The sequence below is a fragment of the Buttiauxella sp. WJP83 genome, assembly GCF_027594725.1.
Lineage (GTDB): Bacteria > Pseudomonadota > Gammaproteobacteria > Enterobacterales > Enterobacteriaceae > Buttiauxella > Buttiauxella selenatireducens.
Map to the genome: position 1 here is coordinate 2,930,916 of NZ_CP110080.1, position 20,727 is coordinate 2,951,642.

22 protein-coding genes are annotated in these 20,727 nt (G+C 50.4%); 12 read left to right on the forward strand and 10 right to left on the reverse strand.

The genetic code is table 11. The features are described from left to right. From OH773_RS13685 to rimJ, 3 genes are read right to left on the reverse strand one after another with little or no spacing between them, the layout of a single operon-like run. On the reverse strand, positions 1 to 924 hold the full coding sequence (locus tag OH773_RS13685) for a Gfo/Idh/MocA family protein (RefSeq protein ID WP_270139364.1): 924 nt from the start codon (positions 922 to 924) through the stop codon (positions 1 to 3). 3 nt (positions 925 to 927) lie between these two features. Next, positions 928 to 1,578: a YceH family protein gene (locus OH773_RS13690; RefSeq protein ID WP_270139365.1), complete on the reverse strand. Its 651-nt coding sequence runs from the start codon at positions 1,576 to 1,578 to the stop codon at positions 928 to 930. A 9-nt stretch (positions 1,579 to 1,587) separates the two neighbouring features. After that, complete coding sequence (gene rimJ / locus OH773_RS13695) at positions 1,588 to 2,172, reverse strand: ribosomal protein S5-alanine N-acetyltransferase (protein WP_183271996.1); 585 nt, start codon at positions 2,170 to 2,172, stop codon at positions 1,588 to 1,590. A gap of 241 nt (positions 2,173 to 2,413) precedes the next feature. On the opposite strand from rimJ, the gene mdtH reads away from it, so the two are divergent. Both mdtH and grxB read left to right on the forward strand, forming a co-directional pair. After that, positions 2,414 to 3,622, forward strand: coding sequence for a multidrug efflux MFS transporter MdtH (mdtH, locus tag OH773_RS13700; RefSeq protein ID WP_270139366.1), 1,209 nt, complete (start codon positions 2,414 to 2,416; stop codon positions 3,620 to 3,622). 75 nt (positions 3,623 to 3,697) lie between these two features. Then, complete coding sequence (gene grxB / locus OH773_RS13705; RefSeq protein WP_270139367.1) at positions 3,698 to 4,345, forward strand: glutaredoxin 2; 648 nt, start codon at positions 3,698 to 3,700, stop codon at positions 4,343 to 4,345. Here grxB and OH773_RS13710 read toward each other — a convergent pair. Beyond that, positions 4,317 to 4,478: a hypothetical protein gene (locus OH773_RS13710; protein WP_270139368.1), complete on the reverse strand. Its 162-nt coding sequence runs from the start codon at positions 4,476 to 4,478 to the stop codon at positions 4,317 to 4,319. The genes grxB and OH773_RS13710 overlap by 29 nt on opposite strands. Positions 4,479 to 4,516: 38 nt before the next feature. On the opposite strand from OH773_RS13710, the gene OH773_RS13715 reads away from it, so the two are divergent. The 6 genes from OH773_RS13715 to OH773_RS22450 all read left to right on the forward strand — a co-directional run bounded on the left by OH773_RS13715 (position 4,517) and on the right by OH773_RS22450 (position 8,510). After that, entirely contained in the window at positions 4,517 to 5,077 is a 561-nt protein-coding gene (locus tag OH773_RS13715) for a lipoprotein (protein ID WP_270139369.1), read from the forward strand. 138 nt (positions 5,078 to 5,215) lie between these two features. Beyond that, entirely contained in the window at positions 5,216 to 6,262 is a 1,047-nt protein-coding gene (gene pyrC, locus OH773_RS13720) for a dihydroorotase (protein WP_270139370.1), read from the forward strand. 72 nt (positions 6,263 to 6,334) lie between these two features. Further along, positions 6,335 to 6,580: a DNA damage-inducible protein I gene (gene dinI, locus OH773_RS13725; protein WP_270139371.1), complete on the forward strand. Its 246-nt coding sequence runs from the start codon at positions 6,335 to 6,337 to the stop codon at positions 6,578 to 6,580. A 348-nt stretch (positions 6,581 to 6,928) separates the two neighbouring features. Next, positions 6,929 to 7,183, forward strand: coding sequence for a biofilm formation regulator BssS (bssS, locus tag OH773_RS13730; RefSeq protein WP_064547911.1), 255 nt, complete (start codon positions 6,929 to 6,931; stop codon positions 7,181 to 7,183). 87 nt (positions 7,184 to 7,270) lie between these two features. Then, positions 7,271 to 8,389, forward strand: a complete 1,119-nt coding sequence (solA, locus tag OH773_RS13735; RefSeq protein WP_270139372.1) for an N-methyl-L-tryptophan oxidase — start codon at positions 7,271 to 7,273, stop codon at positions 8,387 to 8,389. A gap of 55 nt (positions 8,390 to 8,444) precedes the next feature. After that, a complete protein-coding gene (locus tag OH773_RS22450; protein ID WP_442865686.1) occupies positions 8,445 to 8,510 on the forward strand; it encodes a hypothetical protein in 66 nt (21 codons plus the stop codon). Between the two features lie 48 nt (positions 8,511 to 8,558). On the opposite strand, the gene trhO is transcribed toward OH773_RS22450, so the two are convergent. After that, entirely contained in the window at positions 8,559 to 9,608 is a 1,050-nt protein-coding gene (gene trhO, locus OH773_RS13745; protein ID WP_270139373.1) for an oxygen-dependent tRNA uridine(34) hydroxylase TrhO, read from the reverse strand. Between the two features lie 229 nt (positions 9,609 to 9,837). Between trhO and OH773_RS13750 the strand changes: the two genes are divergently transcribed. The 3 genes from OH773_RS13750 to OH773_RS13760 all read left to right on the forward strand — a co-directional run bounded on the left by OH773_RS13750 (position 9,838) and on the right by OH773_RS13760 (position 12,747). After that, entirely contained in the window at positions 9,838 to 10,758 is a 921-nt protein-coding gene (locus OH773_RS13750; RefSeq protein ID WP_183271934.1) for a Kdo(2)-lipid IV(A) acyltransferase, read from the forward strand. A gap of 142 nt (positions 10,759 to 10,900) precedes the next feature. Then, entirely contained in the window at positions 10,901 to 12,127 is a 1,227-nt protein-coding gene (mdtG, locus tag OH773_RS13755; protein WP_270139374.1) for a multidrug efflux MFS transporter MdtG, read from the forward strand. Positions 12,128 to 12,372: 245 nt separating this feature from the next. Beyond that, on the forward strand, positions 12,373 to 12,747 hold the full coding sequence (locus OH773_RS13760) for a MysB family protein (protein WP_183271936.1): 375 nt from the start codon (positions 12,373 to 12,375) through the stop codon (positions 12,745 to 12,747). A 3-nt stretch (positions 12,748 to 12,750) separates the two neighbouring features. Here the strand turns inward: OH773_RS13760 and OH773_RS13765 are convergent, their stop codons facing one another. The 3 genes from OH773_RS13765 to mdoG all read right to left on the reverse strand — a co-directional run bounded on the left by OH773_RS13765 (position 12,751) and on the right by mdoG (position 17,111). Beyond that, positions 12,751 to 12,972 carry a YceK/YidQ family lipoprotein gene (locus OH773_RS13765; protein WP_139878025.1) on the reverse strand — a complete coding sequence of 74 codons (222 nt, stop codon included), beginning with the start codon at positions 12,970 to 12,972 and terminating at the stop codon, positions 12,751 to 12,753. Between the two features lie 79 nt (positions 12,973 to 13,051). Beyond that, positions 13,052 to 15,583 carry a glucans biosynthesis glucosyltransferase MdoH gene (gene mdoH, locus OH773_RS13770; protein WP_270139375.1) on the reverse strand — a complete coding sequence of 844 codons (2,532 nt, stop codon included), beginning with the start codon at positions 15,581 to 15,583 and terminating at the stop codon, positions 13,052 to 13,054. Further along, positions 15,576 to 17,111: a glucans biosynthesis protein MdoG gene (gene mdoG, locus OH773_RS13775; RefSeq protein WP_183271997.1), complete on the reverse strand. Its 1,536-nt coding sequence runs from the start codon at positions 17,109 to 17,111 to the stop codon at positions 15,576 to 15,578. The genes mdoH and mdoG overlap by 8 nt, the downstream gene beginning before the upstream one ends. 294 nt (positions 17,112 to 17,405) lie before the next feature. Between mdoG and mdoC the strand changes: the two genes are divergently transcribed. Then, positions 17,406 to 18,557, forward strand: a complete 1,152-nt coding sequence (mdoC, locus tag OH773_RS13780) for a glucans biosynthesis protein MdoC (protein ID WP_270139376.1) — start codon at positions 17,406 to 17,408, stop codon at positions 18,555 to 18,557. A gap of 133 nt (positions 18,558 to 18,690) precedes the next feature. Here mdoC and OH773_RS13785 read toward each other — a convergent pair whose 3' ends face one another. Further along, entirely contained in the window at positions 18,691 to 20,175 is a 1,485-nt protein-coding gene (locus OH773_RS13785; RefSeq protein WP_270139377.1) for a phospholipase D family protein, read from the reverse strand. Further along, complete coding sequence (ymdB, locus tag OH773_RS13790) at positions 20,129 to 20,653, reverse strand: O-acetyl-ADP-ribose deacetylase (RefSeq protein WP_183271941.1); 525 nt, start codon at positions 20,651 to 20,653, stop codon at positions 20,129 to 20,131. The genes OH773_RS13785 and ymdB overlap by 47 nt, the downstream gene beginning before the upstream one ends. Positions 20,654 to 20,727: the final 74 nt, after the last annotated feature.

The window sequence follows — 20,727 nt, forward strand, 5'->3', positions numbered from 1 at the left end:
TTATTCGCTCATCGCTTCACGCCATAGTTTTTCAACCACGCGCTGCGCCATGAGCGCTTGCTCGCCTGAGGTTTCAGGAACCGTCTGATTTGCCACGCAATCGAGGAAATGACGCGCACAGCCCACAAAACCGCGCTGTTCAAGGGTGGTTTGCCAGCCAGGAATGGGGCGATTCACCAACTCGTTTCCGCACTCCTCGCGCCACTCACGCATATCCGTCACATCGAATAATCCACCGTCGGTGACCGCTTGCACCCACTCACGCTGGCTCCCTGCACGACGATGCATGCTGGTGGTGATTTGCAGATTACCACGGGCAAAATGATGCTCAGCAAACAGCATTTGCCCCTGGTCGTTAGTTTGTAACGATCCGCTTTGCAGTTGCGCTTCCCCGCCTCCCAGCCACAGCGCGGTATCAACGACATGCAGATAATCATCAAGCAACGTGAAGCGCAGATCGTTTGGCCCGACGCTGTCAGCACGGTGTTTGTCCATGCGCAGCGATGCGCCATTGGCCAATTTGGTTTTCAAATCCTGATACAGCGGAGAAAAGCGGCGGTTAAAACCGACCATCAGCGTGCGCTTTTGCTTCTGCGCCATTTCCACTAAACGCTCGGCGTCTGCAAGGTTTTCTGCCAGTGGCTTATCAACACAAACGTTAACACCCGCCTGCAATAATTCGCTGACGACCGCGTAATGGCTGCTCGTCGCACTGTGTACGAATACCGCATCACATTGCGCTGCTAGTGCAGAAATAGAAGGAACGTAGGGGATACGGTAACTATCACAGACCTTCTGCGCTTTGGTTTGAGTTGGGGAAAAAGCTCCCTGAAGCGTCCAGTCCGTGGCCGCGGTTAATACCGGTAGCCACGCTTTTTGGGCTATGCCACCCAAACCAACAACGCCGACGCGAAGTTTAGTCATTCATTAATCCCCAAGATGGGCGAGCAGTGAATCGAGACGTTGTTTGAGCTCGGCAACTTCGTTTTCAAGCTGTTCAACACGGGCCGTTAAATCATCACCCGGTGCCGCAACACTCTCGGAACTGATGGTCTGTGATGCATCAACTTCGCCGCTAAAGAGGTGCATATAGCGGCTTTCACGCTTGCCTGGCTCACGCGGTAAACGTACGACGAATGGGCCATCTTCCCGGTTGGCTAGATTTTCGAGCGTCGCTTCAACCTGCGCCATATCGCTGAATTCGAACATTCTTCCGGCGCGAGAGCGTAATTCACCTGGCGTCTGGGCGCCACGTAATAGCAGTATTGTCACCACCGCCACTTCAGCGGCTGAAAGTTTCAGGTCGCCAAACTCGGAATTACAGAATCGCTGTTCATACTTTGTCACGCGATTGCCAAACCCGCTGACGGTGCGCAAATAGTGGCGCTTGACCAGCGTATCCAGCGTTTCTTGCACATCATGCTCTTTCAGATCCATGACCGGTTCACGGTTGGTTTTTTGATTACACGCCGTCACGACGCCGTTGACCGACATGGGATATTGTTCAGGCGTAGTCACCTGCTTTTCCATCAGGCTGCCCACAACTCGCGCTTCAACCGCAGTTAACTGATATTTCATTTCACGTCCTTAACGGCCAGGGGTCCATTCTTTGGTGGTGAGTGCGGTCAGAACATGATCCCGCCACACACCATCAATCAGTAAATACTCTTTGGCATAGCCTTCTTTTTCAAAACCGAGGCGTGCCAGTAAATCACCGCTGCGCTGGTTATGCGGCATATAGTTCGCCATGATGCGATGAATATGCTGGCTGCGCTGCATATACCGAATCGCGGTGGTCAGCGCTTCAAACATCAAACCCTGGCCCTGCCATTTTTCACCCAGGGAGTACCCCAGATAGCAGGCATGGAATGAGCCGCGCACAACATTTGAGAAATTGGCGACTCCGCGAATCTCTTTTTCTTCAGGGTCAAGCAGCGCAAAGTAATAGGCGCTGCCCTGCTTGTGCATTTCGCTGATCATGCCCAGCCGTGCTTGCCAGCCCGAAGGATAACAATGGCTGTCATCACGAATCGGCTCCCATGGTTTCAGGAACTGACGGTTTTCGGCGTAATAATCTGCCAGGCGCCAGGCATCTCGTTCATACACCAGACGCACCACCAGGCGGTCGGTTGATAAGCGTACTTTCGGCACGTTACTGCGGTAGCCAAACATGTTCACCCCTACTCCTCACATCCCATATTTTCTTCGGCAACATAATTACTATACCTGCGGCTGGCTGCGGAAGGAAAACAACAACATGCAGATTTTACATCTGCTCAATCTTTTTCGATTAAAGAGTTCAATCGAAGCCTTAGATTGATTAAAAAATATTGTCATATGTCCGGGTGTCAAAAACCCACATAGCAGTAGAGAATAGAAGTTCATCACACTTTTAATATTCCCAGGAGGGGAGATGTCACGGGTAGCGCAGGCCAGGAGCCTGGGTAAATACTTCTTATTGCTCGATAACATGTTAGTTGTATTAGGCTTCTTCGTGGTTTTCCCTCTAATTTCCATTCGCTTTGTCGACCAAATGGGTTGGGCTGCGCTAATGGTCGGTATTGCGCTCGGCCTGCGACAGCTGACACAACAGGGTTTGGGGATTTTTGGCGGTGCCATTGCTGACCGGTTCGGCGCAAAACCGATGATTGTCACCGGCATGCTGTTGCGTGCGGTCGGGTTTGCCACGATGGGTATCGCCCATGAACCCTGGTTACTGTGGGTTTCGTGTTTTATCTCCGGTGTCGGTGGTACGTTATTCGACCCGCCTCGTGCCGCTCTGGTCGTTAAACTGGTTCGCCCGCATCAACGAGGGCGCTTCTTCTCAATTTTGATGATGCAAGACAGCGCGGGTGCGGTAATTGGTGCGCTGCTCGGCAGCTGGTTGCTGCAATATGATTTCCGTCTGGTTTGTGGTGCCGGTGCGGTGATGTTTGTTATTTGCGCAATCGTCAATGCCTGGTTGCTGCCTGCGTATAAACTTTCCACCATTCGCACCCCCATGCTTGAAGGAATGGGACGCGTACTGCGTGACAGACGATTTGTCACGTATGTGCTGACGCTCGCCGGTTATTACATGCTTGCAGTGCAGGTCATGTTAATGCTGCCGATTATGGTCAACGAAATTGCCGGAACGCCTGCCGCCGTGAAGTGGATGTATGCCATTGAAGCCGCGCTGTCGTTGACGCTGCTCTACCCGATTGCCCGCTGGAGTGAAAAACGCTTCCGCCTTGAGCAGCGCCTGATGGCTGGGTTATTCCTGATGACACTGGCGATGTTGCCGATTGGCCTAACGAATAACCTCCAGCAGTTGTTCACGCTGATTTGCGTGTTTTACATCGGCTCAATCATTGCTGAACCTGCCCGTGAAACACTGGGCGCATCGCTCGCAGATTCCCGTGCTCGCGGGAGTTATATGGGATTCAGCCGTTTGGGTTTGGCCATTGGTGGCGCTTTAGGTTATGCCGGGGGCGGTTGGCTGTATGACGCCGGAAAAACGATCAACCAGCCGGAACTCCCGTGGATGATGCTCGGAATTATTGGCGTGATTACCTTGATTGCACTGTGGTGGCAATTTAGCGCTAAACCGGTCGAACCGTCTATGCTTGAGCCAGGTAACTAGTTTGCGGCCCTCATTTTTCTCTACCATACTGAAAAGTTGACGGATTTAGTCCGTAAATCAAAATGGAGGAATAACGTGAAGCTTTATATCTACGATCACTGCCCTTTTTGCCTCAAAGCACGCATGATTTTTGGCTTAAAGAATATCCCCATTGAGCTAAATGTTCTGCTAAATGACGATGAAGCCACCCCGACAAAAATGGTTGGCAAGAAAGTGGTGCCCATCTTGCAAAAAGACGACAGCCGCTATATGCCTGAAAGCATGGATATCGTGCACTACGTCGATAAACTCGATGGCGAACCACTGCTGACAGGGAGTACCCACGCGGCTATTAGTGACTGGTTGCGCCACGTCAATAGCTATGTTCAACAGTTGCTCCTTCCTCGTATTGCTAAAGCTCCCTTTGATGAGTTTGCCACACCGGAAGCGCGGGCTTATTTCGTCCACAAGAAAGAGGCGATGATCGGTTCTTTCGCGGATCACCTCTCGCATTCAACCGGTCTTATCAAGAAAATATCAGACGATCTGCGCAAGCTCGATAAACTCATTGTGCAACCTAATGCGGTCAATGGTGAGCCATCTGACGATGATATCCATCTGTTCCCACTGCTGCGTAACCTGACGCTGGTTGCCGGAATTGAGTGGCCAAGCCGTGTGGCGGCGTACCGCGATAATATGGCAAAACAGACGCAAATTAATCTGCTTTCATCCCACGCAATTTAATTGCCGTTAAGGCTTTTCCCCAGAGCGGGTAAGCATAATGCTCACCCGCCGCGTTCGGCCCTGCAAGACTTGCAATCTGATTTTCAGTTTTTTCCGGTAGCACTGCCTGCGCGATTAGATCATGATGTTGCATGTCAGGATCTGTTTCAAAGCAGCATGTTAAGGAACTCCATGAAAAAGATAGTTTTAGCCGCAGCATTAATACTCTGCGGATTAGTGGTGGGTTGTAACCAGCTAACGCAATACACCGTCAGCGAACAGGAAATCAACCACGCGCTGCAAAAACGCAATAATTTCTCTAAAGATATTGGCCTGCCAGGCGTTGCCGATGCCCATATTGTATTGAACAATTTATCCAGTGCGATTGGCCGTGAAGAAGCGAATAAAGTCACGTTAACAGGTGATGCCAAACTGGAAATGACATCGATTTTCGGCGATCAAAAAGCCAACATCAAACTGAAGCTAAAAGCGTTACCAACGTTCAATAAAGAACAAGGCGCGATTTATTTACAAGAAATGGAAGTGGTAGATGCGACTGTCGAGCCTCAAAAAATGCAAACCATTGTCCAGACACTTATTCCGTATCTGAATCAGTCACTGCAAAATTACTTCAATCAACAACCGGCTTACGTGTTGGGTGAAGACCGCAGTACCGGTGAAAATCTGGCTAAAAAATACGCCAAAGGGATTGAAGTTAAGCCCGGCGAAATTGTGATCCCTTTCACTGAGTAATTCTCACGACATTGGGGAGGTAGCAGCCGCTCCTCCCCAAGAAAATCTCAACGAAAATGGTGCAAAGCGAAACGTTTGCGCTTATTCTTTGTGTCCGGCACAAATCATCGTTAAATCCTTCCTAGCCGGAGCACTTTCATGACCGTATTACCTCAGGTATTAAAAATTCGCCGCCCAGACGACTGGCATATTCACCTTCGTGATGGTGAGATGTTAAAAACGGTGGTGCCATATACCAGCGAAATTTATGGTCGCGCGATTGTTATGCCAAACCTGGTGCCGCCAGTCACAACGGTCGAAGCCGCCATTGCCTATCGCCAGCGTATTCTGGATGCCGTACCACAGGGGCATAATTTCGAACCCCTGATGACCTGTTATCTCACCGATTCTTTAGACCCGAACGAAGTTGAGCGTGGGTTTAATGAAAACGTGTTTACCGCAGCAAAACTCTATCCTGCCAATGCGACGACGAACTCAAGCCATGGTGTCACCAGCACCGCCGCGATTTTACCGGTGCTTGAGCGCATGCAAAAAATCGGCATGCCGCTGCTTATTCACGGCGAAGTGACGCACGCTGACATTGATATTTTTGATCGTGAAGCGCGTTTTATCGAAACCGTCCTGGAGCCTTTGCGTCAGCAATTACCGGAATTGAAAGTGGTGTTCGAACACATCACCACCAAAGATGCCGCGCAGTATGTGAAGGAAGGAAACTCACTGTTGGGTGCGACCATCACTCCTCAGCATCTGATGTTTAACCGCAACCACATGCTGGTTGGCGGTGTGCGCCCTCACCTCTATTGCCTGCCAATTTTAAAACGCAGTATTCATCAGGAAGCGTTGCGTGAACTGGTTGCCAGTGGTTGTGACCGCGTATTCCTCGGTACAGATTCCGCACCACACGCGCGTCATCGTAAAGAAGCAAGTTGTGGTTGTGCGGGTTGCTTTAACGCGCCGTCAGCTCTGGGAGCTTACGCAACTGTATTTGAAGAGATGAATGCGCTTGAGCACTTTGAAGCGTTTACGTCGCTCAACGGCCCACGTTTCTATGGTCTGCCAGTTAACGAAGAAACGATTGAGTTGGTTCGTACCCCGATCACAATGCCAGAAACTATTGCCACCAGTGATGACAGCATCGTGCCATTCCTGGCCGGTGAGCAAGTTAACTGGTCAGTAAAAGCTTAATTTTAATGCCCCCTGTTGCATACAGAATAATATGGCTGTATACATATACAGTATATTATACAGGGGGCTGTTATGCGTATTGAAGTCACTATTGCCAAAACTACATCTCTGCCACAAGGCGCTATTGACGCGCTTGCGAATGAACTTTCACGCCGAATAACTCAACACTATCCTGAAAACGAAAACCACGTTCAGGTGCGTTATGCTGCCGCTAATAACCTCTCGGTGTTAGGTGCCAGCAAAGAAGATCGCGATCGCATTAGCGAAATATTGCAAGAGACCTGGGAAAGCGCTGACGACTGGTTTGCTGCGGATTAAAACTCATCATGGAAGGTGGTCGGCTTAACATTAAGTCGCCGCTCATTTCAGGTAAAAAATTCCCTCGTTGTTTTTTATGCCGGGTGTCGCCATCCGGTTTTTTTATTTTTTGAAATTTGCTTAGCAGGCTCCTTCCGCCATTCTTTCTTACTCAGAATCTTCCCAATAAAAAAGAGTAAAGCGTCGAAATAACGCACAATCGAGCTCTGTAATGTAAAAAAAGTGTTGCAGGGTATTTATTTCTTCTTCGAAATAGCTTAATCATTGATATACTTAACTGGCTTCACATTAAACAAGCATTAAACCTCGCGAACCGTTGTCTTAAACACACGTATAAAAGGGGTTATGATGGAAAAAAATAGTGATGTTATCCAGACCCATCCCCTTGTTGGATGGGACATCAGTACCGTAGATAGCTACGACGCACTGATGCTTCGCCTGCACTACCTGACCTCCAATACGCAAAAGCACGACGAAACTGAAATCGGTCAAACGTTATGGCTGACCACGGATGTTGCCCGGCAATTTATATCAATTCTTGAAGCCGGCATTGCTAAGATTGAATCTAGTGATTACCAGGTAAGCGATTATCGTAAGCATTGATTGCCGATGCTGCCCAAATAACACAAGGCACCGTAGAGGTGCCTTTTTTATTATTCTGTTTTGGCACAAAGAGAGGAGAAAAGCGCCATGCATTATGACCTTATCATCGTCGGAAGTGGGTCTGTGGGTGCCGCCGCTGGCTGCTATGCAACACATTCCGGCCTGAATGTCCTGATGATCGATAGCTGCCATCCCCCTCATCAGCAAGGTAGCCACCACGGCGATACACGCCTGATGCGCCACGCCTATGGCGAAGGCGAAAAATATGTCCCGTTAGTATTACGCGCTCAGAAACTTTGGGACGCATTACAGGAAATCAGCGGCGAGAAAGTGTTTCATCGCACCGGCGTGATTAATCTCGGCCCGGCTGATTCAACGTTTATCGCCACAGTGCAGCAAAGTGCGCAAAACTGGTCATTGCCGCTTGAAACATTGAGTGCTGAAGCAGTTATGGCCCGTTGGCCACAGATAACCGTTCCCGAAAACTATCTCGGCTTGTTTGAACCGAACTCTGGCGTACTGCGCAGCGAGTTGGCGATTAAAGCCTATATTCGACTGGCAAACCAGGGGGGCTGTGCCCAGCTGTTTAATTGCCCAGTGACTGAGATTCATCACACTGCTGAAGGTGTGGTCGTCAACACGCCGGAAGGTGAATTCACCGCGGACAAACTGCTGATCAGTGCCGGAACATGGGTCACAAAATTATTACCTGAACTGCCCATCACCCCAGTGCGTAAAATCTTCAGTTGGCATCAGGCGGATGGGCGCTACAGTGAAAAGAATCATTTCCCGGCTTTTACCGCCGAACTGCCAGATGGGGATCAGTATTACGGTTTCCCAGCGGGCGAGGATAACGAGTTGAAGCTCGGCAAACATAATGGCGGCCAGCCGATAAGCGAGCCGCAACAGCGTAAGCCCTTTGGTGCCATCGCGACGGACGGAAGTGAAGTGTTCAGTTTCTTGCGCCAGATAATGCCAGGTGTTGGCGTCTGCATGCATGGCGCCGCCTGCACGTACGATATGTCACCGGATGAGGATTTTATTATTGATACCCTTCCGGGCCATGACAACACACTAGTGATTACCGGTTTGAGTGGACACGGATTTAAGTTCGCCTCAGTGCTTGGAGAGATAGCCTGCCAGTTTGCACTCGGCAAAGAGTGGAGCTTCGACCTTACACCGTTCTCACTCTCGCGCTTTAAGTGAACCGACAATGCGCCGCATATTTGATTATTTGATGAATAATGTACGCGAGCACTTGATGCTGTATCTGCTACTCTCCGCGGTACTCATTTTGATTGATATGATTTACTTGTGGTTGTACTGAACTGAGATAAAACCGGGTGGATACGATTCGTATCCACCCCGTTAAACGTTATTCGGGATCGGGGATCCCCAACGTAGTATTCAACGCGCCACGAGATTTGTTAAAAATCTTATTGCCATTTTCCCGCCCAGCACGGCGACGACGCTGCTCTTCGGGCGACAATGCCAGTTCATCGCGGCAAATCTCACTGCAACAACCGGTAAACTTCTCAGCACAACTCGGGCACTGAATAAACAGCAGATGGCAACCGTCATTTTTGCAATTGGTATGGTTGTCGCAAGATGCACCGCACTGATGGCAATGGGCAATCACATCATCGGAAATTCGCTCGCCCATACGTTCGTCGAAAACAAAGTTTTTCCCGATAAAACGCACTGGAATGCCTTGTTCACGCGCACGTCTTGCGTACTCGATAATTCCGCCTTCAATGTGATAAACGTTCTTAAACCCATTGTGTAGCATCCAGGCGCTGGCTTTCTCGCAGCGGATCCCACCGGTACAGTACATGACAATTTTCTTGTCTTTGTCTTCCTGAAGCATATCGACCGCTTTCGGCAATTGCTCACGGAAGGTATCGGCCGGGATCTCCATCGCATCCTGGAAATGGCCCACTTCGTACTCGTAATGGTTACGCATGTCGATGAACACCGCTTCCGGGTCGTCGAGCATGGCATTCACGTCTGCCGCTTTGAGGTATGCGCCTACATTGCTGGCATCAAACGACGGGTCATCAATTCCATCCGCGACAATACGGTCGCGAACTTTCATGCGTAATACCCAAAACGATTTGCCGTCGTCTTCGAGCGCAATATTCAGGCGCACGCCATTGAGTGCGGGATGAAAACCGTAAAGTGTTTCGCGGAACGCATCCACTCGGCTTTGAGGAACGCTGATTTGCGCGTTAATCCCTTCATGGGCGAGGTAAACGCGACCAAATACATTGAGCGATGTAAACGCCTGGTAAAGCGCATCACGAGTCGTTTGAGGTTCTTCAATGGTGAAATATTTATAGAATGAGATCGTGGTGCGTGGCTCAGTTTCAGCCAGCATGCGCACACGCAATTCTTCATTCGATATGCGGTTATGTAACACTGGCATGGTGTTCGCTCTGCAATCGTTGAGAAAAAAGTGGGCTGCATCATATAGCAATTAACGTTAATTTACATCCCTGCATTTTGCGTAACATTTCCCTTATCTATCCACACCAAAAACAACAACCGCTGGAATATCAAGCACTCTGCCTCGGTTAATTTTGGATGGTTCATAATTAATGTCACAATAGTCTGACTCAAGAAGATCCGGCATTTGCCGTCACAATAGGTTTTACATGACGAACTTACCGCAATTCTCGCGCGCACTACTTCATCCCCGCTATTGGGGAACCTGGTTAGGTATTGGCCTGCTCTATTTAATTACTTTGCTCCCTTATCCCGTCATTTATCGACTCGGGCGTGGCCTTGGTCAACTTGCAAGACGGTTTATGAAACGCCGCGTCAGAATTACCCGCCGCAATCTTGAGCTCGCCTTCCCTCACAAAACAGCGGAAGAACGCGAATATTATCTCGAGAAAAACTTCGAATCTGTCGGCCTCGGCCTGATGGAAACCGGCATTGCCTGGTTCTGGCCAACCTGGCGTATTCGACGCTGGTGCGATGTGTCCGGTGTTGAACAGATTCACGCGGTTCAGGAAGCAAAACGTGGCGTGTTGCTCATAGGCATTCACTTCCTGACGCTAGAATTAGGGGCGCGAATGTTCGGCATGAACACGCCAGGAATCGGGGTTTACCGCCCGAATGACAACCCCCTTCTTGACTGGCTGCAAACCTGGGGTCGTATGCGTTCGAATAAAAGCATGATCGACAGGAAAGATCTCAAAGGGATGATCCGCGCACTTAAACAGGGCGAAATCATCTGGTACGCACCGGACCACGATTACGGCCCACGCGGCAGCGTATTTGTCCCATTTTTTGGCGTTGACGAAGCCGCCACGACCACCGGAACCTACACGCTTACACGGATGTCCGGTGCTGCGATTGTGCCAATGGTGCCCAGACGCAAGCCAGACGGTAAAGGTTACGAGCTGATTATTCTGCCTGCAGAATTTTCACCACCGCTGGAAACCCCTGAAGGCACGGCAATCTGGATGAATAAGATCATCGAGCAGTGCATTTTGATGGCTCCCGAGCAGTACATGTGGTTGCACCGCCGTTTTAAAACGCGCCCTAAAGGCGTGCCATCACGGTATTAACTTCGGTACCTGGGTGGCTTTTGCCACCCTTAACTCATTCTGAAATTGTATTTCAGAAACATTGCCCCACCTCGGCTTCAGGCGCATAATTAGCAAGGTAATAATTCCTCCGCATATCCTCTTTGCACTAAACTGGAGCGTTATGACTCTCCCTGAGAACACGATCAACTGGAAACGAAATCTCACCGTTGCATGGCTTGGGTGTTTTCTTACTGGTGTCGCATTTAGCCTGGTTATGCCTTTCCTCCCGCTCTATGTCGAACAACTTGGCGTAATCGGACACAGCGCGCTCAACATGTGGTCTGGGATTGTTTTCAGTATCACCTTTTTGTTCTCAGCTATCGCGTCACCTTTCTGGGGTGGGCTTGCCGACCGCAAAGGTCGCAAGATAATGCTGCTGCGCTCCGCGCTGGGAATGTCCATCGTGATGGTGCTGATGGGCTTTGCGAGTAATATCTGGCAATTTCTGGCGCTTCGCGCGCTGCTCGGGCTGTTGGGCGGATTTGTACCCAATGCAAACGCGTTGATTGCCACACAGGTTCCTCGTCACAAAAGTGGTTGGGCGCTAGGAACGCTGTCTACCGGTGGTGTGAGTGGCGCACTTCTTGGGCCAATGATTGGCGGTTTTCTGGCGGATACTTACGGCCTGCGTCCGGTGTTTTTTATCACTGCAGCCGTGCTCTTTACCTGTTTCGTTTTTACCTTGTTCTGCATTCGTGAACAATTCACTCCGGTTCACAAAAAGGACATGCTTCACGCACGCCAGGTCTTCACATCACTCAAAAATCCACGCCTGGTGCTAAGCCTTTTTGTCACTACCATGATCATTCAGGTTGCCACCGGATCTATCGCCCCGATTCTTACGCTTTACGTGCGTGAACTGGCGGGAAATGTCAGCAATCTGGCTTTTATCAGCGGGATGATTGCCTCTGTTCCCGGCGTTGCAGCACTGATCAGTGCGCCGCGACTGGGAAAACTGGGAGATAGAATCGGGCCTGAGAGGATTTTAATCTGCGCCCTGGTTTTCTCCGTCTTGTTGCTGATCCCGATGTCGATGGTACAAAACCCGTGGCAATTAGGCGTGTTACGCTTCCTGTTAGGCGCCGCTGATGGCGCGCTGTTGCCTGCGGTTCAAACCCTACTTATCTACAATTCCAGCAATCAAATTGCCGGGCGTATCTTTAGTTATAACCAGTCATTCCGCGATATTGGTAATGTCACCGGCCCGTTGATGGGTGCCGCAGTTTCAGCCAACTATGGCTTTCGTACGGTATTCTTAGTCACTGGCTGTGTGGTTCTTTTCAACGCGCTTTACTCATGGATAAGCTTGCGTCGCCCAACAGAACGCATCACCGTTTCAGAAGAGTAATAACGAAATCCCCAGTAGCATGTACATCCTCTAAATAATTCGAGTTGCAGGAAGGCGGCCAGGCCGTAAGTCCCCAGGAGCATAGCTAACTATGTGACTGGGGCGCGCGGGCGCAGCCAACGCACCTGCAACTTGAAGTATGACGAGGATTAAATCTCATACTTGCAACTTTGCAAACAGCGTCAACAATTAACTTGAAATGACACCGGAGCGCGCTCCCTGACCTGTTTATAAAGGAGATCACCATGAGTTTATATGCCACGCTGGAAGAGGCCATTGATGCTGCACGCGAGCTCTACCTTGTAGAAAACCCCGAGCTTGATGAAGAGAGTGCCAGTGTTCAACAACTGAACATTCAAAAATACATTCTTCAGGACGGCGATATTATGTGGCAGGCCGAGTTCTTTGCTGATGACAGCGAAGATGGTGAATGTTTGCCAATGCTCAGTGGTGAAGCGGCGCAAAGCGTGTTTGATGGCGACTATGACGAAATAGAGTTACGCCAGGAATGGATCGAAGAAAATACGCTGCATGAATGGGACGAAGGTGAATTTCAACTTGAGCCGCCTCTGGACACCGAGGAAGGACAGACTGCGGCTGATGAATGGGATGAACGATAAGATTTATTCGTAAGGCCCATGGCTGGCATCGATCGGCAATAACAGTGTGTCGAAGACCAGTGAAAAGGGCAAATCGAGCACCGTGATATAGCGCCAGGCGCTGTCACGCACATCCCACTGCACACCGGGGTAATACTGATTACCGTGTCCCTGCCCCGGTACAGCACGACTAATAATGCTGCCGCACCCACTCAGTACGCACGCGACCATTACCACAACAATCATTCTTAGCAATTTTATCTCCTGTCGCTGAGCGCAAAAAAATGCCGACCCGAAGGCCGGCATTGATGACGCGGTTCGCGCTTTATTTGGACGGTAATGCCTCTGGGTTCAGATTAACCGTTTTGTAGTTATCCACCCAGGACGAATAGCGCTCCGGGTTTGACCACACACGGTAATGCAGACGAGACATGGTTACCGGGTCGCTTAACAACACTAAACGACGATCGCGATTGAGTTTCTCAGGCGTTTCATTCAGCGCCTGTTCAACGTGACGATCACGGGCAATCTCCAGCACCTGGCTTGCACGGTGACGCGCCGTTGCCATCGCCGTTGCCAGGGCATTAAACGACGGGTTAAACACCGCGTGCATAAACCCATCATCCAGCGTACGGCTGCGGTTAAGCTTCAGGTAGTTATCGGTATCGACCAGAACCTGCGGAGGAGAATACTCTTCCGGGATCAGGAACAACTTCCAACGCTTAGTACGCAATCCGATTGTCGCACGGCTTGAAATCACCGAAACGAACGGCGACAGAATCAGTGAGAACACGATTGGCGCAAGCCAGAACAGGAAACGCAAATCCAACCACGCCATCCCAACAGCCCACACCAGCCCCAGCAGAAGCTGAGAGCCGTGGCGCATGAATGCTTCTCCCCACGGAGTGGAGTCATCGTCACGCTGCGGCGAGTTCCATACCACTTCCCAACCGAGGAACGCGCTGACCACAAACACGGTGTGGAACAGCATACGTACCGGTGCCAGTAGCACGGAGAACAGCACTTCAAGCAGCAGCGAAAGCGTCACGCGGAAGAAACCGCCGAACTCTTTCGAGCCTTTGCACCAAATCAGAATGATGCTCAGAAGCTTCGGCAGGAACAACAACACCATGGTGGAAGCAAACAATGCAATCGCCAGTTCCGGACGCCACTGCGGCCACACCGGGAATAGCTGGCGCGGTTGCAGGAAGTATTGCGGTTCTGTCAATGCGTGTACCACCTGCAAGGCAGTCGATAACGCAAGGAACATAAACCACAACGGCGCGGACAAATAAGACATGACACCTGTCAGGAACACTGCACGGTGAACCGGGTGCATCCCTTTTACCAGGAACAGACGGAAGTTCATCAAGTTACCGTGGCACCAACGGCGGTCACGCTTGAGTTCGTCCAGTAAGTTCGGCGGCAGTTCTTCATAAGAACCTGGCAAGTCGTAGGCAATCCAAACGCCCCACCCTGCACGACGCATCAGTGCCGCTTCCACGAAGTCGTGAGAAAGGATAGAACCGGCGAATGAACCTTCACCAGGCAGCGGTGCTAACGCACAGTGCTCGATGAACGGCTTAACGCGAATAATGGCGTTATGCCCCCAGTAGTGAGATTCACCCAACTGCCAGAAGTGCAAACCCGCAGTAAACAACGGCCCGTAAACACGAGTCGCAAACTGCTGGCAACGCGCATACAGCGTGTCCATGCCGGACGCTTTTGGTGAAGACTGAATGATGCCCGCATTCGGGTTAGCATTCATCAAACGCACCAGGTTGGTCAGGCAGTCACCGCTCATCACGGAGTCCGCATCCAACACCACCATGTAGCTGTATTGATTACCCCAGCGACGGCAGAAGTCATCGATGTTGCCACTTTTACGCTTCACACGACGGCGACGGCGACGGTAGAAGATCTGCCCTTCGCCCTGCACTTCGTTAATCAGCTCCATCCACGCTTTTTGCTCAGCAACACAGATATCCGGGTTGTAGCTGTCGCTCAGGATGTAAACGTCGAAGTGTTGCTGCTGGCCGGTCGCTTTTACCGATTCCCACGTCGCCCGCAGACCCGCAAATACACGGTCTACGTCTTCGTTACAAATAGGCATAATCAACGCGGTGCGATTTGCCGGATCGATGGGTTCGTCACCAACTGTTGAGGCAGAGATACTGTATTTATCTTTGCCCATCAGTAGCTGCAGGAAGCCCATCAACGCGGTCCAGAAACCGGCTGATACCCAACAGAACAGAATTGCAAACAGGATCAAGATGCCAGTCTGCAACACATACGGCAGCAGTTGCATGAAGGACACCCACAAATCCTGGCCGAACATGTCGGAAGGATTGATCAGTGCCCAGCCCTGATAAGGAAGAATGGTCTTCATGTACCAGGTTGCAACCACGGTCTGAGAAATCGTCAGCAGCAGCAGAATGTAACGTCGAATCGTCCCGACGGTACGCCATTTCTGCTCAGCTTCAGCTTCTTCTTTCGACATATAGCGAGGGTTAACTTCCCGCCCGCGTAAACGATCCCAGAAACGACCGATCGGGTTGGTGCGCCACGGATCGGGGAACATAGAAGAACGCGTTGCTTTTGGCATGGCCTGCAACTGGGCGCGCCCTTCTTCATCCTCAATCAGTTGTTCGCCACCCAGCGATCCAGGCCAACTCGCTTCGAGTCGGGCCTTTACCGAGGCTAAAGGGGAATCATCAGCTCTGTCATAGTGGTGCTCTTTCGCATCCAGCGCCTCATGCACCGCTTGCAGATCCGATGCAGGCAGAGCCGCTTTCTGCTCAGCAGAAAGCGGAAGGACATCAATATAAGCAGACGCAGTATCAGTAAACTTATTCATTGGCAGGTAGCTGGTAGCTCCAGGTTTCACTCAACGTTTGATCACCATTGACCAGCGCTGCACGCATTTCAGTCGGTTTCTTCTCATCTTTGACTTTCAGACGTACAGTCAAACGCCAGCCTTTGGTGACTGGGTTATAACGTACCTGGCTGTCAACGATTTCACCATTGTCGCCAATGCTGGTTTGAGCTGTAACCGGCGTATCTTGCGGCAGTTTTTTCATATCCGCACCAACGTAATCCACGATAAATGCAATCGTGCCGTCAGGCTGGCGAATCAGATTCGACTGTTTGACATCACCGTTTGAGCGGCGAGTCTGCGCAACATACGCGTTATCTGGCGCATGCATTTTGTCTTCGTCACGGCTGAAAGTAATGGTGTACTTGAAGTTCATCTCTTTGCCTGGTTCCGGGAGTTGATCCGGAGTCCAGTAAGCAACGATGTTGTCATTGGTTTCATCGTTGGTTGGGATTTCAACCAGTTCGACGCGACCTTTACCCCAATCACCTTGCGGTGCAACCCAGGCACTTGGACGCTGATCGTAACGATCGTCAAGATCTTCAAAACGCGAGAACTGACGGCCACGTTGCAGCAAACCAAAACCAACCGGATTTTCTGTCGCGAATGAACTCACCGCCAGATGTTTCGGGTTGTTCAGCGGACGCCAAATCCACTCACCATTACCGGCATGGATAGACAGACCGTTGGAATCATGTAATTCAGGACGGAAGTTGCTGCTTGGTGACGGCTGATTTGGCCCAAACAGGAACATACTGGTCAGCGGTGCAACGCCCAGTTTGCCCACTTTGTCGCGCAGATACACTTTCGACTGCACGTTAACCACGGTGTCACGACCTGGGGTAATCACAAAGCGATACGCCCCCGTAGCACGTGGAGAATCGAGCAACGCATAGAGGGTCAGCGTTTTATCACCCGCTTTCGGGCGCTCAATCCAGTACTCACGGAAACGTGGGAACTCTTCGCCAGATGGCAAAGCCGTGTCGATTGCTAAACCACGAGCAGACAGGCCATAAACCTGACCTGAGCCAATCACACGGAAATAACTCGCCCCGAGCATGCTGACAATTTCGTCGTTTTTATCTTTGCTGTTGATCGGATAGAGCACTTTGAACCCGGCGAAGCCAAGATCTTTCACGGTGTCTTTATCGTGTTTTACATTACCGAAATTAAAGTAATCCGGGTTGTACTTGATCTTATGAACCGCAGTCGCTGTCACTTCATTGATAGCAACCGGGGTGTCGAAGTACATACCCTGATGATAAAATTCAAGCTTAAATGGGGTCTTTAACTTGCTCCAGTAGGCCTTATCGTGATTGAACTGGATCTGCTGATAATCCGCATATTTCATGTCGCGGAAGAGCGAAGGCAGATTGCTTTTCGGTGCTTCGTAGCTTTTGCCCGCTAATGTTTTCGCTTGTTTTGCGACATCATCGATGGTGAAGGCCCAAACCGAGGTGGTATAAAGTGACAACATTACTGCCGCACCGAGCCCACACATTTTCATCATTTTTAGTTTATGTTTCATATTAACCAGCACATCCCCCTTTGTGTGCTTAAATCAATCCAATCCATTTTAATGGAAACTTCTGCTTTCCGACAACCAAATACCCGCATTGTTCAGCGCACTGGCTCAGCCTTTAAGCAAAAAAAGACAACTGCTTACGCTTTCAGAGCCCATCCTGGAGACAGGATGTCATGGTTAGTGTAGGGTTGCCACGGAATTGATACCGTTCGGGACTTCAAGCCTATTGGGATATGTTCTTAAGGATAAGGCGATTCGTCCGATAATGTCTGGAGTATTATGAGTAAAGCACCACAACAACGCGAGTTTTTCCTCGATTCTATCCGAGCCTGGTTAATGCTCTTAGGCATTCCGTTTCATATCTCGCTTATCTATTCAAGCCACCACTGGCATGTTAACAGCGCTGAAGCCTCATGGGGGTTAACCCTGTTTAATGACTTCATTCACGCCTTCCGTATGCAGGTGTTCTTTGTCATTTCTGGCTATTTTTCTTACATGCTTTTTTTGCGCTACCCGCTCAAACGCTGGTGGAAAGTGCGCGTCGAGCGTGTCGGCATCCCAATGTTGACGGCGATCCCGTTACTCACGCTGCCGCAATTTTTAATGCTGCAACACGTTAACGACAAAGCAAAAAACTGGCCGGGTCTTACCCCTTACGAAAAATACAACACCCTGGTTTGGGAACTGGTTTCCCATTTATGGTTCTTGTTAGTTATGGTGGTGTTGACGACAATTTGTTTGTTTTTGTTTCGACAAATGAAGGCGCGTCTTGAGAAGACGCCAGAAAATAACGCCTCGCCTATTACTTTAGGAAAGCTCTCAATAGCCTTCCTGGGCTTCGGCTTTTTATACGGCGCTATTCGCCGCACTATTTTCGTTATTTACTCTCCGATTTTAAGTGATGGCCTGTTTAACTTTGTGGTGATGCAGACGCTATTTTATCTGCCATTCTTCATGCTGGGTGCGTTAGTGTTTGTCCGCCCACAACTGAAAGCCCTGTTTACCACCCCATCACCATGGTGTGCTGCAGGTGCGGCGCTGGCGTTTATTGCCTATCTGCTGAACCAACGTTACGGTAGCGGTGATGCCTGGATGTATGAAACCGAAAGCGTTATCACGATGGTATTAGGACTGTGGATGGTCAACGTGGTGTTCTCGCTTGGCCATAAACTGCTGAACTTCCAATCGCGGCGCGTCACCTATTTCGTGAATGCATCTCTGTTTATTTATCTGGTTCACCACCCACTGACGCTCTTCTTTGGCGCCTATATCACGCCGCATATTGATTCAAATATAGTGGGCTTTATTACGGGGCTTATCTTTGTGGTGGGTACAGCGATAGTTTTATACGAAATCCATCTGCGAGTTCCGCTACTGCGTTTCTTATTCTCGGGTAAACCGCAGAATGTGGCGATAAAAGTCGCAAGTTAAGTGTTCCGCTAACTCAAAATAATTTGAGTTGCAGCAAGGCGGCAAGGGAGCAAATCCCCAGGAGCTTACTTGAGTAAGTGACTGGGGTTTGTGAGTGCAGCCAACGCCGCTGCAGCTCAAAGTATGAAGAGTTTTAGAGAAGCCATTCGATTGGCAACCGATACACCAACCGCACCAGCACCCGTTGCCAGAAACGGGTGTGCGGTTCTTTCTTCCAGACGATCTCTTTGCCCTCACGATTTTCCACCCAATTCACTCGCCCCCAGCGGTCTAAACGCAGCGCCCATGCGGCCTCTTTTTGGCTCTGCGTGAAACGTTGATGGATATCCTCCGCCAGTGCTGCGCTTTCGATGACAAAGCCCATTTCGGTATTGAGCATGGCTGAGCGTGGGTCAAAATTGAATGAGCCAATAAATACTTTCTGCTTATCCACGCTAAAGGTTTTGGCGTGCAAACTGGAGCCCGAATGTCCGGTTAAACCCCGGTCGCGCAGCCTGCGAGGGCCGTTGTTTTCGGGTTTTAATTCATAGAGCTCAACGCCGTGTCGTAACAGCTTTTTGCGCCAGCGTGCATATCCAGCATGCACCACCGCAACATCGTTGGCAGCCAGAGAATTAGTGAGGATGGCTATTTTCACCCCTTTACGCACCAGTCCGAGAATTTGCGCGACACCGGCACGAGTCGGGACAAAATAGGCCGAAATAATGTCTATTTCCTGCTTTGGCAGGCCAATCACGTTGATCAGGCGCTGTGGGAGCAACGTGTGATTGCGCGCCCTTCCCTGCCCCTTACGCGGATCGTCACTGAGCAAACGGGTTTTAGCCCAGTACATATTTAACCTGCGAGCCACAAGATCTGTCGCAAACTGGCTGGTGGTCAGGCGATCAAGATAGCGTCGCGCCGTCGGATCGTTACGCCAGTCATCGGGCAATTGTACCCGTTGCTGTAAAACATCGGCGTCAACGTCCAGGACTTTGGCAAGCGTCGAAACGCACTGGCTATTCCAGTAGCGCTCAAAATCCTGGCTGACATTACCCACCACCGGGCCAACTGCCAACACATCTAAATCTGAAAACAGCGGTTGTTTACCGACGCCAAAATAGGCATCGCCGACATTGCGACCGCCAACAATCGTTGTTTCACCATCCACGGTGAAACTCTTGTTGTGCATCCGGCGATTCAGACGGGCAAAGTCGGTTAAGTAACCAATGGCGCGAAACAAGCGAAATGAGAAGGGATTAAACAGACGAACTTCAATGTGCGGATGGGAGTTAAGAAGCTCTAAAATATTATCCAACCCGTTGGTGTTGTTGTCATCAAGCAACAGCCTGACTCTCACCCCGCGGTCAGCTGCTGCCAACAACGCACTAAATAACAGCCGCCCGGACATGTCGTCCTGCCAGATGTAATACTGCACATCGAGGGTATTTTCCGCCATGCCGCACAACAGATAACGTGCGGTAAACGCATCAAGGCTATCCGCAAGAGGATGAATACCGCTCACGCCAGGATGCTCGGCGAGCGCGGGAGTAATCGCTCTCCCCAGGCGGGTGGCGTGATGATTCCTCACGTTAGAGCTGGGCAAGTAGCTGTTGATAAATCTGGGTATTTTCGTCATCGAAACAGACGAAAACGACTTCTTCGGGCAACGGACGCAGACCGATATATCGATAAACCGTATCGACCGCTATTTTAGCCGCCAACTCTTTTGGGAAAGCATAGGCTCCAGTGCTGATTGCCGGAAACGCAATAGTGCGATAACCATTGGCTGCGGCTAAATCCATGCTGTTGCGGTAAGTTTGCTCAAGCAATTCGGCTTCGTTTTCTTCACCACCGCGCCACACCGGGCCGACCGCGTGAATCACCGCTTTAACCGGAATATTGCCAGCTTCAGTAATCACCGCATGCCCAGGTTGGCAGTCGCCCTGTTGACGACGAATGACTTCACAGGCCGCCAATAATGCAGGCCCTGCTGCACGATGAATTGCGCCATCAACACCACCGCCGCCCATCAGGGAGGGATTCGCCGCATTGACTATCACGTCAACTTTAGCGTGGGTGATATCGCCTTGTATCACCGACAATCTTTCGCTCATTGGGAAATCTCCAGTTAGTCTTTGAGAGTAGTCTAAACTTGCCGAACCACTGACGTATACCCCAAATAATTCAA

What these genes read in the sequence shown, in the direction of transcription:
- OH773_RS13685 (WP_270139364.1), bottom strand. Translation starts at nt 924, where the DNA reads ATGACTAAACTTCGCGTCGGCGTTGTTGGTTTGGGTGGCATAGCCCAA.
- OH773_RS13690 (WP_270139365.1), bottom strand. Translation starts at nt 1,578, where the DNA reads ATGAAATATCAGTTAACTGCGGTTGAAGCGCGAGTTGTGGGCAGCCTG.
- rimJ (WP_183271996.1), bottom strand. Translation starts at nt 2,172, where the DNA reads ATGTTTGGCTACCGCAGTAACGTGCCGAAAGTACGCTTATCAACCGAC.
- mdtH (WP_270139366.1), top strand. Translation starts at nt 2,414, where the DNA reads ATGTCACGGGTAGCGCAGGCCAGGAGCCTGGGTAAATACTTCTTATTG.
- OH773_RS13710 (WP_270139368.1), bottom strand. Translation starts at nt 4,478, where the DNA reads ATGCAACATCATGATCTAATCGCGCAGGCAGTGCTACCGGAAAAAACT.
- OH773_RS13715 (WP_270139369.1), top strand. Translation starts at nt 4,517, where the DNA reads ATGAAAAAGATAGTTTTAGCCGCAGCATTAATACTCTGCGGATTAGTG.
- pyrC (WP_270139370.1), top strand. Translation starts at nt 5,216, where the DNA reads ATGACCGTATTACCTCAGGTATTAAAAATTCGCCGCCCAGACGACTGG.
- dinI (WP_270139371.1), top strand. Translation starts at nt 6,335, where the DNA reads ATGCGTATTGAAGTCACTATTGCCAAAACTACATCTCTGCCACAAGGC.
- bssS (WP_064547911.1), top strand. Translation starts at nt 6,929, where the DNA reads ATGGAAAAAAATAGTGATGTTATCCAGACCCATCCCCTTGTTGGATGG.
- solA (WP_270139372.1), top strand. Translation starts at nt 7,271, where the DNA reads ATGCATTATGACCTTATCATCGTCGGAAGTGGGTCTGTGGGTGCCGCC.
- trhO (WP_270139373.1), bottom strand. Translation starts at nt 9,608, where the DNA reads ATGCCAGTGTTACATAACCGCATATCGAATGAAGAATTGCGTGTGCGC.
- OH773_RS13750 (WP_183271934.1), top strand. Translation starts at nt 9,838, where the DNA reads ATGACGAACTTACCGCAATTCTCGCGCGCACTACTTCATCCCCGCTAT.
- mdtG (WP_270139374.1), top strand. Translation starts at nt 10,901, where the DNA reads ATGACTCTCCCTGAGAACACGATCAACTGGAAACGAAATCTCACCGTT.
- OH773_RS13760 (WP_183271936.1), top strand. Translation starts at nt 12,373, where the DNA reads ATGAGTTTATATGCCACGCTGGAAGAGGCCATTGATGCTGCACGCGAG.
- OH773_RS13765 (WP_139878025.1), bottom strand. Translation starts at nt 12,972, where the DNA reads ATGATTGTTGTGGTAATGGTCGCGTGCGTACTGAGTGGGTGCGGCAGC.
- mdoH (WP_270139375.1), bottom strand. Translation starts at nt 15,583, where the DNA reads ATGAATAAGTTTACTGATACTGCGTCTGCTTATATTGATGTCCTTCCG.
- mdoG (WP_183271997.1), bottom strand. Translation starts at nt 17,111, where the DNA reads ATGATGAAAATGTGTGGGCTCGGTGCGGCAGTAATGTTGTCACTTTAT.
- mdoC (WP_270139376.1), top strand. Translation starts at nt 17,406, where the DNA reads ATGAGTAAAGCACCACAACAACGCGAGTTTTTCCTCGATTCTATCCGA.
- OH773_RS13785 (WP_270139377.1), bottom strand. Translation starts at nt 20,175, where the DNA reads ATGACGAAAATACCCAGATTTATCAACAGCTACTTGCCCAGCTCTAAC.
- ymdB (WP_183271941.1), bottom strand. Translation starts at nt 20,653, where the DNA reads ATGAGCGAAAGATTGTCGGTGATACAAGGCGATATCACCCACGCTAAA.